At 53.0% G+C, this 14,883-nt stretch carries 12 protein-coding genes; 10 read left to right on the top strand and 2 right to left on the bottom strand.

Annotated elements, in window-relative coordinates:
* Positions 1-51 precede the first annotated feature (51 nt).
* Positions 52-1,233 carry a maltose/maltodextrin ABC transporter substrate-binding protein MalE gene (malE, locus tag HNR75_RS14160; RefSeq protein WP_223157932.1) on the bottom strand — a complete coding sequence of 394 codons (1,182 nt, stop codon included), beginning with the start codon at positions 1,231-1,233 and terminating at the stop codon, positions 52-54.
* A gap of 470 nt (positions 1,234-1,703) precedes the next feature.
* Between malE and malK (HNR75_RS14155) the strand changes: the two genes are divergently transcribed.
* From malK (HNR75_RS14155) to HNR75_RS14105, 10 genes are all read left to right on the top strand, one after another.
* Positions 1,704-2,813 (top strand): maltose/maltodextrin ABC transporter ATP-binding protein MalK, encoded by a 1,110-nt coding sequence (malK, locus tag HNR75_RS14155; RefSeq protein ID WP_188027640.1) that lies wholly within the window; start codon positions 1,704-1,706, stop codon positions 2,811-2,813.
* Positions 2,814-2,885: 72 nt separating this feature from the next.
* On the top strand, positions 2,886-4,115 hold the full coding sequence (locus tag HNR75_RS14150; RefSeq protein WP_188027639.1) for a maltoporin: 1,230 nt from the start codon (positions 2,886-2,888) through the stop codon (positions 4,113-4,115).
* A 66-nt stretch (positions 4,116-4,181) separates the two neighbouring features.
* On the top strand, positions 4,182-5,057 hold the full coding sequence (gene malM, locus HNR75_RS14145; RefSeq protein ID WP_188027638.1) for a maltose operon protein MalM: 876 nt from the start codon (positions 4,182-4,184) through the stop codon (positions 5,055-5,057).
* A gap of 147 nt (positions 5,058-5,204) precedes the next feature.
* The gene (gene malK / locus HNR75_RS14140; protein WP_188027637.1) at positions 5,205-6,314 is read left to right on the top strand and encodes a maltose/maltodextrin ABC transporter ATP-binding protein MalK; all 1,110 of its coding nucleotides are present in this window, start codon (positions 5,205-5,207) and stop codon (positions 6,312-6,314) included.
* A 99-nt stretch (positions 6,315-6,413) separates the two neighbouring features.
* On the top strand, positions 6,414-7,367 hold the full coding sequence (gene rfaD / locus HNR75_RS14135; RefSeq protein ID WP_188027636.1) for an ADP-glyceromanno-heptose 6-epimerase: 954 nt from the start codon (positions 6,414-6,416) through the stop codon (positions 7,365-7,367).
* Positions 7,368-7,610: 243 nt separating this feature from the next.
* The gene (locus HNR75_RS14130) at positions 7,611-8,702 is read left to right on the top strand and encodes an O-antigen ligase family protein (RefSeq protein WP_188027635.1); all 1,092 of its coding nucleotides are present in this window, start codon (positions 7,611-7,613) and stop codon (positions 8,700-8,702) included.
* Positions 8,702-9,727 carry a lipopolysaccharide heptosyltransferase II gene (waaF, locus tag HNR75_RS14125; RefSeq protein WP_188027634.1) on the top strand — a complete coding sequence of 342 codons (1,026 nt, stop codon included), beginning with the start codon at positions 8,702-8,704 and terminating at the stop codon, positions 9,725-9,727. Before HNR75_RS14130 ends, waaF begins: the two co-directional genes overlap by 1 nt.
* A gap of 103 nt (positions 9,728-9,830) precedes the next feature.
* Complete coding sequence (locus tag HNR75_RS14120) at positions 9,831-10,898, top strand: glycosyltransferase family 9 protein (protein ID WP_188027633.1); 1,068 nt, start codon at positions 9,831-9,833, stop codon at positions 10,896-10,898.
* Positions 10,891-12,708, top strand: a complete 1,818-nt coding sequence (locus tag HNR75_RS15565; RefSeq protein WP_246358969.1) for a glycosyltransferase — start codon at positions 10,891-10,893, stop codon at positions 12,706-12,708. Before HNR75_RS14120 ends, HNR75_RS15565 begins: the two co-directional genes overlap by 8 nt.
* A 19-nt stretch (positions 12,709-12,727) precedes the next feature.
* Complete coding sequence (locus HNR75_RS14105; protein WP_188027632.1) at positions 12,728-13,828, top strand: glycosyltransferase family 4 protein; 1,101 nt, start codon at positions 12,728-12,730, stop codon at positions 13,826-13,828.
* A 17-nt stretch (positions 13,829-13,845) separates the two neighbouring features.
* Here HNR75_RS14105 and HNR75_RS14100 read toward each other — a convergent pair whose 3' ends face one another.
* Entirely contained in the window at positions 13,846-14,640 is a 795-nt protein-coding gene (locus HNR75_RS14100; RefSeq protein WP_188027631.1) for a lipopolysaccharide kinase InaA family protein, read from the bottom strand.
* Positions 14,641-14,883: the final 243 nt, after the last annotated feature.

Here is a 14,883-nt window from a genome sequence, read left to right as displayed (position 1 = left end):
ACAACTGAGGGCGGCAACCCGCCCTCTTTTACGACTGTTGACGAGCGGGAATTACTTCGTCATTTGCTTGGCCACTTCGTCCAATGCTGCTTTCACCGGCTGACGACCGGCAGTGGCATTCACGATGGCGTTTTTCTCGGCATACCAGAACGCGGTCATCTGCGGAATGTTCGGCATGATTTCACCCGTCTGCGCGTTCGCCATGGTGGCCGCAATGCGCGGATCCGTTTCCAGTTTCTTCTGGAAGGACATCAGCGACACCGCACCCAGTGGTTTGTCCTTGTTCACCTTGTCCAGACCTTCGTCGGTCAGCAGATAGTTCTCGAGGAACTCCGCAGCCAGATCCTTGTTCGGGCTGGCCGAGTTGATGCCTGCGGTCAGCACGCCGACAAACGCCTTGGATGGCTTACCCTTGAAGGTCGGCAACTGAGTGACACCGTAGTTGATGCCGCTCTTGTCCGAGTTGCTCCATGCCCACGGACCATTGATGGTCATCGCGGTTTCACCCTTGTTGAACGCGGCATCAGCGATGGAGTAATCCACGTCAGCCGAAATATGCTTGTTCTTCACCAGATCGACGATGAACTGCAAACCGGCCTGCGCCCCTTCGTTATTCACACCAACATTCTTCGCATCATAGCCGTCTGCAGTCGTTTTGAAGGCGTAACCACCGGCAGCCGCCAGTAATGGCCAGGAGAAGTAAGGTTCCTGCAGGTTCCACATGATGGCACTCTTGCCTTTGGCGCGCAGTTCCTTGTCCAGCGCCGGAATTTCTTCCCAGGTCTTAGGCGGAGTCTTGATCAGGTCTTTGTTGTAAATCAGCGACAGCGCTTCCACCGCCACCGGATAGCCAATCAGTTTGCCGTTGAAGCGTACTGCATCCCAGGTGAACGGGAACAGCTTGTCTTTCAGCTCTTTGGAAGGATTCACCTCGGTCAGCAAACCGGACTGGGCATAGCCGCCAAACCGGTCATGCGCCCAGAACACGATATCCGGACCGTCGCCGGAAGCGGCCACCTGCGGATATTTCTCTTCCATCTTGTCCGGATGCTCGACCAGCACCTGCACCCCGGTATCCTGCTCAAACTTCTTACCGACTTCTGCCAGACCGTTATAACCTTTGTCGCCGTTGATCCAGATAACCAGTTTACCTTCCTGCAGCTTGGCCATTGCCGGAGCCGAAATCACCAGCGCAGCTAACGCGGTCAGGGCCAGGTTTTTTATCTTTTTCATTGTCACGTCCTTCTTGAATGGCATAACTCTTCACATGATAGAGATATCGCATGAATCGATGTCGCATGGATAAATGTTGCGGAAAAGCGGGCTAATTACAGTCACAGCGCACAGGGAATACGCAGTCTCTTCCGGCAGCGGTACACAGTCTGCAGTGGTGTAGCCAGTGCAGCATCCTCCTCCTCTCTACGCCCCTCCCCCTGTTTTATGTGACACAACCGACACAACCATAGATTTTGTGCGCTGGCGCAACAAAATCTCGTCGTCAGATTGCGGTCAGCCTCACACTATTTCGTCTGCACCACCGCGCCCGCCCTGATTCCGCATTTCCTCCTCCACCCGTCTCATCCCCCCCAAAAAGATTTTTCGCGGAGGATTTCCTCCTCGCTAACCCGCCGCACTATTGACCGCAGTCAGTAATCCGGTTGCCACGGGCAATACGGGAAAAGTCAGGTGGTAAGGAGTAACTCATGGCGGGCGTGACACTGCGAAATGTATGCAAAACCTACGGCGAGGCAGCGATTTCCAAAGACATCAATCTGGAGATCCATAACGGCGAGTTTGTGGTCTTTGTCGGCCCGTCCGGCTGTGGCAAGTCCACCCTGCTGCGCATGATTGCCGGACTGGAAGATATCACCTCCGGCGAACTGATGATCGGCGAACGCCGCATGAATGACGTGCCGCCGGCCGAACGCGGCGTCGGCATGGTGTTCCAGTCCTACGCGCTCTACCCGCATCTGTCGGTGGCCGACAACATGTCGTTCGGTCTAAAGCTGGCCGGCGCCGACAAACCGCAGATCCAGCAGCGGGTCAATCACGCTTCGGAAGTGCTGCAACTGGCGCATCTACTGGATCGCCGGCCCAAAGCGCTCTCCGGCGGTCAACGCCAGCGTGTCGCCATCGGCCGCACCCTGGTCGCCGAACCGCAGGTGTTCCTGCTGGATGAACCGCTGTCCAACCTCGATGCCGGCCTGCGTGTGCAGATGCGCATCGAGATCGCCCGTCTGCACAAGCGGCTGCGCAGCACCATGATTTACGTCACTCACGATCAGGTCGAAGCGATGACGCTGGCCGACAAGATCGTGGTGCTGGAAGGTGGTCGCATCGCGCAGGTCGGCAAACCGCTGGAGCTGTATCACTACCCGGCCAACCGCTTTGTCGCCGGTTTTATCGGTTCGCCGAAGATGAATTTTCTGCCGGTGAAGGTCATCGCTGCCGAAGCCGGACGTGTACAGGTCGAACTGCACGATCAGCAACAACTCTGGCTACCGGTGGAAGGTCACGATTTACAGCCCGGCACCATGCTTTCCCTCGGTATCCGTCCGGAGCATCTGTTGCCCGGCGAGCATGCCGAATACCGCCTGCGCGGCGAGGTCAGTGTGGTCGAACAGCTCGGCAACGAAACCCAGATCCACGTGCAGATGCCGAGCATCCAGCAAAACCTGGTGTACCGCCACAACGATGTCGCGCTGGTCGAAGAAGGCTCCGCCATCGAAATCGGCCTGCCGGTACACCGCTGCCATCTGTTCCGCGAAGACGGCACCGCCTGCCGCCGGTTGCATAAAGAATTGGGCGTCTAGCCCTTAGCTGGCCCGGAACCCTCGCTCATCTCCCGGGCCATCTCAACGCCAAGTGCAAGGAGAAAAACTACAATGATGCATCATCTGCAAAAACTGCCGCTGGCTCTGGCCATTGGTGCGGTACTGACCTCCGCCTCCGCGATGGCGGTCGATTTCCACGGTTATGCGCGTTCCGGTATCGGCTGGACCAGCGATGGCGGCGAACAGCAGTGCCACCAGCTGGCCGGCGCCGGTGCCAAATACCGTCTGGGTAACGAATGCGAAACCTATGCCGAGCTGAAGCTGGGACAGGATCTGTACAAGGAAAATGATCAGGTCTTCGCCCTAGATACCAACGTGGCCTACTCCGTTTCCCAGCAGAACGACTGGGAGTCCACCAGCCCGGCATTCCGTGAAATGAACGTGCAGGGCAAGAACCTGATTGCCGCACTGCCGGGCGCCAACCTGTGGGCCGGTAAACGCTTCTACCAGCGTCATGACGTGCACATGATCGACTTCTACTACTGGGATATTTCCGGTCCGGGTGCCGGTCTGGAAAACATCGACCTGGGCTTCGGCAAGCTGTCTGCCGCCGTTACCCGTGATACCGAAAGCGGCGGTTCCACAGCATGGATTGATGGCAAAGAAACCACCAAAGACACCAACAACGATATCTTCGATTTGCGTTTAGCCAGCCTGGCCACCAACACCGACGGTACGCTGGAACTGGGTGCCACTTACGGCCACGCCAACACTGCTGACGGTTACGAGCTGGCGGACGATGCCTCTGAAAGCGGCGTCATGTTAACGGCCGAACACACCCAGAGCATGCTGAACGGTTTCAACAAATTCGTGGTGCAATATGCGACCGACGCCATGACCTCCTGGAATAACGGCCATGCCCAGGGCGCCTCCGTCAACAACAACGGCAGCATGCTCCGCGTCATCGATCACGGTGCCATCAGCCTGAACGACAAGTGGGATCTGATGTACGTCGGTTTGTATCAGGACACCGATCTGGACAATAACAACGGCAGCACCTGGTACAGCGCCGGCGTGCGCCCGATGTACAAATGGACGCCGATCATGAGCACCCAGCTGGAAGCCGGTTATGACCATGTCAAAGATCAGGCCTCTGACGAAACCAACAAGCAGTTCAAAGTCACGCTGGCGCAGCAATGGCAGGCCGGTAACAACCAGTGGGCCCGTCCAGCGATCCGCCTGTACACCACTTACGCCAAGTGGGACGAGAACTTCAATGCGGGCGCTGCCGCGGATGACAACCAGCTGACCTTCGGCGCGCAGTTCGAAGCCTGGTGGTAATGGTTCTGAGCCGGCTCGGTTGAGCCGGCTGTTTGCTTTGCTGTTATCTGAAATAAGGTCGCCTTTATGAAATACACCACGCTCGCCTTTTTGCTGTCCCTGACATTCGGTGGTCTGGCCACACCGGTTTTCGCCGCAGAAGATAACCAGACTGCGCCGGCCATCACGGCATCGCATCTGCAAGCCATTCACTGGCAACCGGTTCAGGCCGGTGAAAATGCCGAATTCGACATGGATGCCTCAGGACAAACCATCCCCCTGAACCAGATCAGCGGCAAAGTGCTGGCACTGCAACTGCCGGCAGGTCACGGCACGCTGACATTGCGCTTACGCAGTCTGCTGGATGGCAAACAGGTGTTCGCACCTAACGTCCTGGTGCTGGATCAGAACCAACAACCTGCGGCGTTTTACTCCAGCAACCAGTTCAGCTATCAACCCGCGTCGCTGCTAACCGCCGATCGGCTGGAGGGCACATTGAAACTCGCTCCCGCACCGGACCAGAAAAGCATTTATCTGCTGATCTACACTACCCCACAGGATGTGGCGCAACACACCACATTGGAAGGCGCCGCCAAGGCATATGCCAAAGCTACCGGCAACCAGCCACCGAACATCCCCGATCCGATCGCGCAACACAGTACACAGGGCCATCTCAGCCTGAAAATCACGGCGGAACGGAATAACGATGCCGTCACCATTGGCAGCGGTCACCCGGATGCCACCTCCGCAACCGGACTGGCCCTTACGCCGGCAAAAGCCGGAACGACCAAAACTGCCATGAAGCCATTACCGGATACGGAACACTATTTTAACCAGCAGATCGAAAAAGCCGTGAAACAGGGCAACCTGGCGCAGGCCATGACACTGGTTGAGGAAGCAGAACGACTGGGTTCCACCAGCGCACGGCCAATCTTTATTAACAGCATTCAGCCCCGCTCATAATGTCGCATCTGGCCTGATGTGTATCAGGCCTCTTACGAAAACCGCTTAAACTTCGCAAAAAAGCACCTTTGTGATGTTCACACCCGACAACCGCAGGCACACTCTCTGATCTCGGCCAACCGCATAATGTCGTAACAGGAGTCTGTGATGGCGGGTGTAACCCTGCGTAATGTCTGTAAAACCTTCGGCGATGTCACCATTTCCAAAGACATCAATCTCGATATTGAAGACGGCGAGTTTGTGGTTTTCGTCGGCCCGTCCGGCTGCGGCAAATCCACCCTGCTGCGCATGATCGCCGGGCTGGAAGATATCTCCGCCGGCGATCTGTTGATCGGTGACCAGCGCATGAATGACATTCCGCCCGCCGAACGCGGCGTCGGTATGGTGTTCCAGTCGTATGCTCTTTACCCGCATCTCTCCGTTGCCGATAACATGTCTTTCGGCCTGAAACTGGCCGGCACCGGCAAGGCCGAGATCCGGCAACGGGTACAACAGGCAGCCGAAACCCTGCAGCTCGACCAGTTGCTCGATCGCCAGCCCAAGGCCCTCTCCGGCGGACAACGCCAGCGGGTTGCCATCGGCCGCACCCTGGTCGCCGAACCCCATGTTTTCCTGCTGGATGAACCGCTCTCCAACCTCGACGCCGCCCTGCGGGTGCAGATGCGCATCGAACTGGCTCGCCTGCATAAGCGCCTCGGCTGTACCATGATTTATGTCACCCACGATCAGGTGGAAGCCATGACCCTGGCGCATAAAATCGTCGTGCTGGACAAAGGCCACATTTCCCAGGTCGGTAAACCGCTGGAGCTGTATCACTACCCTGCCAACCGTTTTGTCGCCGGTTTTCTCGGCTCGCCGAAAATGAACTTTCTGCCCGTCACCGTACTGGCCGCAGAAAGTGAACGGGTACAGGTGGAGATCGCCGGGCAAACCGTCCTCTGGCTGCCCGTGGATGGCTCGACCGTCTCGGCCGGCGATCAGATGACCCTTGGTATCCGCCCCGAACATCTGCTGGACGCCGACAATGCCACTCATCATCTTTGCGGCGACATTCAGGTGGTCGAGCAGCTCGGCAACGAAACCCATATTCATCTGCAGCTGGCCGGGCAGGATTCCGCGCTGGTGTACCGCCACCATGATGTCGCCGTCGTCGAAGAAGGCACCGCGCTGAACATCGGCTTGCCGGCAGAACGCTGCCATTTATTCCATGCCGACGGGCGGGCCTGTCCGCGGCGATATCCTGAGCGCGGCGTCTGATACGGAAGCCGCTGCAGTGCGGATTAAATATGGTAAACTGCCGGCATATTCCCGGACATGCCCGGGCAACATTGGATAACGTCTGCGAGGCGATAGCACATGATCATCGTAACTGGTGGCGCCGGTTTTATCGGCAGTAATCTGGTAAAAGCATTAAACGAAGCAGGTCGCAAAGACATCGTGGTGGTCGACGATCTGACTGACGGAACCAAGTTCATCAATCTGGTCGACCTGGATATCGCCGATTACATCGACAAAGACGAATTCATTGCCCGCATCGTTTCCGGTGATCATTTTGAGGAATGGGGCGGCATCAGCGCCATCCTGCATCAGGGCGCCTGTTCTGCCACCACCGAGTGGAACGGCAAGTTCGTCATGGACGTCAACTACGAATATTCCAAAGACCTGCTGCATTACTGTCTGGAATACGGCGTGCAGTTTATCTATGCCTCCTCTGCCGCCACCTATGGTGGTCGCAACGACAATTTTATCGAAGAACGTCGTTTCGAACAGCCGCTGAACGTGTACGGCTACTCCAAGTTCCTGTTTGACGAATATGTGCGCCGCATCCTGCCGGAAACCGATCTGCAGATCGTCGGTCTGAAATACTTCAACGTCTACGGCCCGCGGGAACAGCACAAAGGCAGCATGGCCAGCGTCGCCTTCCATCTGAACAATCAGGTACTGAAGGGCGAAAACGTCAAACTGTTCGAAGGCTGCGATGGCTTCCCGAACGGCGGTCAGACCCGTGACTTCGTCTACGTCGAAGACGTGGCCAAAGTCGTGCTGTGGTTCCTGAATCACCCGGACAAATCCGGCATCTTCAACTGCGGCACCGGCAACGCAGAACCGTTCCAGAACGTCGCGGAAGCAGTATTGAAACACCACGGGAAAGGCGAAATCGAATACATCCCGTTCCCGGATCACCTGAAAGGCCGCTATCAGAGCTTCACCCAGGCCGACCTGACCAAATTGCGCGCGACCGGCTGCGATGTTAAATTCCGTACCGTCGCCGAAGGTGTGGCTGAATACATGGCGTGGCTGAACAAATAAACGTTCTCCGGCTATTAACCCAATAAGCAAATCCAGAAGCATAGTCTTACTCAAGACTATGCTTAATTTTTATGCGGAACACACATGCCAGTAAGCAGTGAACAGATAAAATCCCTGATAATTCAAAGTTGTTATCTTTTGTTCGGTGTACTCTGTATCAGTACGAGAAGTGGCTACTCTTACGCGCCTGCGGTACTGCTGCTTATGTCATTGCCCCTGCTTTTCAGGAAACGGAGCTATCAGATGCTGGATAAAAACAGCTGGTTACTGTTTGGCATTCTCCTGATTTATCCGCTGATCCACGGTCTGTCGATTCTCACCGATGGCGGAACACTCCGGGAGTTTGACCGTCCGAGCAAAGTCATCATGGGTGCGGCGGTCTTATTGTTCTGTCTGCGCAATCCCCCCCGCTTCAAATGGCTGATGACAGGGATCGCGACAGGGGCCATCACCGCCGGCGGCCGGGCATTATATGATCGCCTGGTAACCGGTTACGGCCGGGCCTTTGAATGGATGGTGCCGATCCAGGGCGGCGATATCAGCATGACGCTGGGATTGATCAGCCTATGTGGCGTGATGTGGAGCATAAAAACAGCCAACCGGGGTCTGACTGTCTATTTTGCGGCAGCATCCGCGTTTGGCGTGCTGGGCAGCATCCTTTCCGGCTCCCGCGGTGGCTGGGTATTATTTCCGGTGATCCTGTTTGTGCTCTACCGTATTTTCAGGGACTGGTTCTCACCGAAAGTAAAACTGGGTATGAGTCTGGCGCTGACGTTATTAGTCATCTTCTGCCTGACGCCACAAAGTGGTGTACCCAAACGTATCGAAGCGGCGAAAAGCGATATCAGTCTTTATTTTTCCGGAAAAAATAAAAACACCTCGCTGGGACACCGTTTTGAAATCTGGAAAAGTTCGGTCGACAGCTTCCTGGAAAAACCGCTGTTTGGCTGGGGTCGCCATGGTGTGCGCCTGTCACAGGAACAGCAATACAAACGAGGCTTGATCACCAAGGAAGCCTACGATTTTAACAGCCACGCTCACAACCAGTTCCTGGATGAAATGGCCAAACGAGGCATCATCGGGTTAGGCGCTCTGCTGGCACTGCTGCTGATCCCGCTGTATCTGTTTAAACAATATCTGAAACCGTCATTTGCACCGGAAGTTCGCACATTAGCGGCCGGTGGCGTTATAGTGGTGCTTTCCACGATCGATTACAGCCTGAGTCAGGCCTTTTTGTACCACAGCTCAGGCATCGTGTTTTATTGTGTTTCGGTCATATTCTTATATTCCGCGCTCCGTTCTCAACAATTGATGACAGACAAGAGCTTACTGTAATGTCAAATATGCTTATTATCGGGCCGGCCTGGGTCGGCGACATGGTGATGTCACAAAGTCTCTATATCACCCTGAAGCAACAGCATCCACACATGAAACTGCATGTTATGGCGCCCCGCTGGTGTCTGCCCTTGCTGGCGCGGATGCCGGAAGTAGATAAGGCGATAGAAATGCCGTTGGGCCATGGCGATTTCAATCTGGCTGCGCGCTGGCGACTCGGCCGTCAACTGAAAAACAATAAGTACGGCCAGGCGATCATTCTGCCCAATTCGCTGAAGTCCGCCCTGATCCCGCTGTTCGCCGGTATTCCACTGCGTACCGGCTGGAAGGGTGAATCCCGCTACGGTCTGCTGAACGATCTGCGTCGCAACAAAGAAAGCTTCCCGCTGATGGTCGAGCGTTACTGCGCATTAGCCTTCCCGCACCGGAAAATGCATTCTGCCAAGGATTTACCCGCCATACCGTATCCATCCCTGCAAGTCGACACCGCGCAGCAGACCGCCGTCAAAGAACGGCTCTCTCTCACCACCGAAAGAGCGGTTTTAGGCTTATGCCCTGGCGCCGAATTTGGTCCGGCGAAACGCTGGCCGGAACAGCACTATGCGGCGATCGCGCAACGCTGGATTGAGCAAGGCGGTGATGTCTGGATTTTCGGTTCCGCCAAAGATCAGCCCGTTGCCCGCGCCATCCACGCGCATCTGACGCCAGAGCAGCAGGCACATTGTCATCTGATCGCTGGCACCACCAGTCTGACCGAAGCCCTCGATTTACTCGCTGCCTGCCATAAAGTGGTGAGCAATGACTCCGGTCTGATGCATATCGCTGCTGCAGTCGGCACCCCGCTGGTCGCAGTTTATGGCTCCACCTCTCCCGGCTATACCCCGCCGCTTTCGCAGAAGGTAAAAGTGGTGCAAACTGACATCAGCTGTCGTCCCTGCTTCAAAAAGCAGTGTCCGCTGAAGCATCTGAAATGTCTGACCGAACTATCACCGGACATGGTCTGGCAGGCATTAGCCGCGTTATAAGATTCATCACAGCAGAAGGAAAAGTCACATTCTGCTGTGGTGATTTCCCTATTCATCCTTTGTAAAGCATAATATCTGCATATTCCGCCCAAGCGATAACACTATGCCTTTGTTTCTCCGCGCGCCTGAAGCGCTGTGTCTTATCCGCCTTTCTGCGATTGGTGACTGCGTACACGCCGTGGCCATGGTGCAGGCCATCCAGCGCCAGTGGCCGCAGACTAAAATCACCTGGATCATGGGCAAAGCCGAAGCCAGCCTGCTGCATGATCTACCGGGCGTTGAAGTCATCATATTTGATAAAGCCGCCGGGCTGCGGGCGTACACCTCCATCTGGCAACAGCTACGTCATCGCCGTTTTGACGCGTTATTGCATATGCAATCCGCGCTCAGAGCCAGCTTACTAAGCCTGGGTATCAAAGCCGGTAAAACCCTTGGATTCGACCAACAGCGTGCAGGGGATGGTCAGTCGTTATTTACTAACCACAAAGTCCCCTCACCACAGTCACCGCATGTCCTGGATGGCTTCATGGCCTTTGCCGCTGAATTGGGCGTGCATGATTTAACACCGCAATGGCATATCCCTATCACTGAAGCCGATCATGCTTGGGCAAAGCAAACCGTCAGCGGAGAAAAACCAACGCTGCTGATCGCGCCCTCGGCCAGTAAAGCCTATAAGAACTGGACCCAGGAAGGCTATGCCGCGTTGGCTGACCATGCTGCAACACAAGGATTCCATGTGATCCTGTGCGGAGGTCCGGCTCTTCAGGAAAAACAGTTTGCCGAAGCGATCTCGGCACTTTGCCAACACAAACCGGTTAATCTGGTCGGACAAACCACCCTGAAACGCTTACTGGCGCTGATTCAGCAGGCGACCGTGGTTCTGGCGCCTGACACCGGACCGGCACATATGGCGACGGCGGTCGGCACCCCGGTCATTGGTCTCTATGCGCACCACAATCCGGAAAGAACCGGCCCCTATTTCTGCCGGGCTTACATCGTCAGCGTATATCAGACGCTGATTGAGGCGCAGACCGGAAAACCCATGGCGCAGTTAGCCTGGAGAACGCGGCTAAAACAAGCCGACGCCATGCAGCACATCCGGATCGCTGACGTTAAGCAGCGTTTTGATGAAGTGGCCGCAAAAATCAAAGAGAGCCGAAGCCATGAATGAAGATGTCCTCATTTCCGCCATTCTGATCGTCAAAAACGAAGAACAACATCTGGCAGCCTGTCTTGATACGATTAAAGACTGGGTCAGTGAAATAATCATTCTCGATTCAGGCAGTACGGATGACACATTGAAAATAGCCGAACGCTATCAGGCAAAAGTGTATCAGGACAGCGACTGGCAGGGTTTCGGTGTCCAGCGGCAACGCGCTCAGCGTCTTGCCAACGGAACCTGGTGCCTCTGGTTAGATGCTGACGAGCGTGTCACACCGGAGCTGCGGGAAGAAATAGAATCCGTTATCGCCAAACCCGCTGATAACACCGGTTATTCGATACCCCGCCTGAACTGGTACTTCGGCCGCTATATCCGCCACTGTGGCTGGTATCCCAAACCGGTTCTTCGCTTATATCCCAGAGTTCTGACCACGTACAACGACAGCTACGTCCATGAAAAAGTGATTATCCCGCAGGATATGGCGGTAAAACGCCTGAAAAACGATCTGATCCATTATCCCTACAAAAGTCTGCGGCATCATGTTTCTAAATCCTCCGGCTATGCCCATGACTGGGCCCTGGCCAAATATCAGCAAGGGAAACGTACCACTCTTCTCGCTGCCTCCATGCATTCCCTGCTGAGATTCTGCCGGATGTATTTTTTCCAGCGCGGCTTGCTGGATGGATCGGCGGGCTTCCTGTTATCCGTGATCTCTGCTTATTACACCTTTCTGAAATATGCCGAGTTATGGGTGATGCAACGCAGTACACCCAAAGGATCACCGATGACACCGACCATCATGCATGTCAACTTAGCGAAAGGCTTCCGGGGTGGAGAACGACAAACAGAGTTATTAATCAAAGAGCTGGCACAGCATGGCCTGAAACAGTATCTGGTCTGCCGGGATAACTCGCCGCTGCGGGAGCATCTGAAAGGCGTCAGCAATCTTGAGTTTATTGCCGCCAACCATCAGTTGATGGGGCATTTTGCTACTCACCCGAAAATAGACCTGATCCATGCGCATGAAGCAAAGGCCGTCCATTGGGCATGGATTGAAAACCGCTTGCGAGGTACGCCTTATATTCTGACCCGCCGGGTACCGCAGCCAGTAAAACAGAATTTATTCAATAAACTCTGCTACAAACAGGCCAGCCAGGCGGTAGCCATCTCCTCGCCAATCGCCAATTATCTTGCCGGATTGCAACTCACTCCGGTCACAACGATCCCCAGCGCATTGGCGCATCTGCCTCATCACCCGGAGATCAGCAAAAAGATCCGCCAGCAGTATCAGGACAAATTTCTGATCGGACATGCCGGCGCATTAGTTGATAAGCACAAGGGACAACGCGAAATCATCAAGGCAGCCGTGCTGCTCGAAAATAAGGTGCCCAATATTCACTTTATTATGTTGGGTGATGGTCCGGATGGTGAACAATTCAGGGAAGAGAGCCAGCATCTGCGCAATATGGAATGGTTAGGGTTCAAAAAGAATCCGGGTGACTATTTTGCCGCTCTGGATCTCTTTGTCTTTCCATCCCGAAATGAAGGCTTGGGTTCGACCCTGCTGGATGTGATGGATTTCAGAGTACCCATCATTGCCAGTGATGTGGATGGAATCCCGGACATCGTAAAACATGAAGAAACCGGCCTGCTCATCCCGGTGAACAATGCCGACGCCTTGGCTGAAGCCATCCTCCGTTTGTTTAATAACAAGCCATTAAGAGAAGGTCTGGCGATAACTGCCAAAGAAAAACTGGATAATTTCACTCCTGCCTCCATGGCAAAGCGTTACCTTGCGCTTTATCGTTCACTACTTTAAAAAACTGAACTAGGCAGCGATGATTGATAACACTATGGGATCTGACAAATTGAGTAACGACAGCATGACAGGCATCAATATCATTTACCATACCATCAAGCCTGGTGGCGGTATGGAACGATATGCATTAGATCTCATAGAAAACCTGTCCGCCAGAAATATTCCTTTGCGGGTTATCGCCCGTAAAATCAGCTGGCCAGGAATTGCCCCATCTAGTGTAGAATTTGTCAAAGTTCCTGATTTCACGCCATTTTCCAGAATCAACAAGCACCTGTTTGATATCACCGCATTAAAATATATTAATAATGCGTGGCCAACTATTGGCCTGACACGTGTATCAGGTCCAACCGATATCGCGGTCGTTGGCGGTACCCATAAAGGTTTTTTAAATGCGGTAAAAAAGACACATCATGGAATTTTTGATTATCTGACAATAAAGAGAGAAACTTCTTTTTATAAACACGCAAAATGTATCGTTGCTCATTCCAGACAGGTCGGCCAGGAAGTTATCGATCATTATCAAATCGACAAAGATAAACTACACATTATCTACCCGCCAGTCAGCTTCAGTTCCTTTTCACTAGATGCGAGAAAAGAGAGAGCACAAATAAGAAAAGAACTGGGCATTCAGCATGACCAGATCCTGCTTTTATTTCCATCGAATAACCATGATCGGAAAGGGCTGGATCTCATACTGGGTGCACTGGAAAAAGCGGATAAACGTTTTGTTCTGGCAATTGCCAGTCGGAAAGCAGTCACACATCCGCGAGTCATCAATCTTGGTTTCCGTAATGACATGCCTGCGTTGTATGCAGCAGCAGATGCCGCCATTCTGGCGTCAAAATACGAACCTTTCGGACTGGTAGGACCTGAAGCTGTGCTATGCGGAACACCTGTTATATTGGCCAATACCGTAGGCGCCACTGAGGTTATTGCAGAACCAGCCTGTACCCGCTTCCAGCGCACAACTGAATCACTGACAGAGGCACTGGAAAAATTCCTCCGGATGCAGAAAAATGCGCCGCTGATTCTCTCGCAACCGGATCAGTTCATGCCACAAATTACGGATGTCGACCAGCACTGCAGCGAGTTATTGAAACTCTTAAAGTATAAAGATTAAAACCGTCAGAAAGGTGATTAAATAGCAATATAGCCTTTCTGTCCCCATCGGATCAGTTTCTGTTCTGTTTCCAGATTCAACTGCTCAAAAAAGACAGCATCCGTCATGCCAAAATTGTAAATACTCAGCACAGACAAATACATTGCTTTCAGCTCATCATTACTGAGCATCTCGACCTGAGCTTTTTTTGCCGTCATAAAGAGATGCGCATTAAGATTCACAATATCACGGAATTGTTTTTGGGGTTTATTAGTTATGTTATCCACGTCAATGAGAGAGACGGATATTTTTTCATCCTGGACATCCACAATAAACCCGCCAAAATTCATATCCCCATGAGAAAAACCCTTAGAAAACAATTCTGCGATTAAAGCACCTATTTTTTTAAGTACGGTATATCTCTGACTTTGGTTATGGGAATTCTTTATGAAAAATTCTTCTGCATCAACACCCGGTATTGCCTCATGAACCACCAGACTACGTAAGCCACCCAGATAGGACATGGCTAAGACAGGTGTCGCCGTTGAAACGTTCTCATTAAGCAAACGGATACTTTTTTTATAGCCATGAATACCATGAGAATAACGAAAAAGATGTTTGAAATATTTAAGCGGATTGGAAAAAAAATAAAGCTTTATATAGAAAACCCGTTGTTCGAAAGAATAACAATAAACAGCTCTATTCGCTGTTATCTTGATCATTCTGAATGTGTCTGGATAATGCGCAAGATCATTCCGCACCATTGCATTCATCTGGGCGATGAAAGAATCGACAACATTCGCTTCATTATTAATAAACTTAACAACAAACATTTCGTTTTCTATTACACTTTATTGGAGTCGATAGGAATGATTTTAATAACAATAATCATACATACAAAAGGAATTTATGATTATTTTATAAACAGACACGCAGGATATTTGGCATTACGGTTCTGCTGAACATCCTGAATCAGGATGTAAAACAAAAAGCCCTGAGCAGTTGCTCAGGGCTTCTCTTTTTCAGTGGCGGAGTGGACGGGACTCGAACCCGCGACCCCCGGCGTGACAGGCCGG

This window comes from Tolumonas osonensis, from assembly GCF_014202415.1.
Lineage (GTDB): Bacteria > Pseudomonadota > Gammaproteobacteria > Enterobacterales > Aeromonadaceae > Tolumonas > Tolumonas osonensis.
The sequence above is the reverse complement of the archived record's forward strand: the minus strand, read 5'-3'. Positions and strand labels throughout refer to the sequence as shown.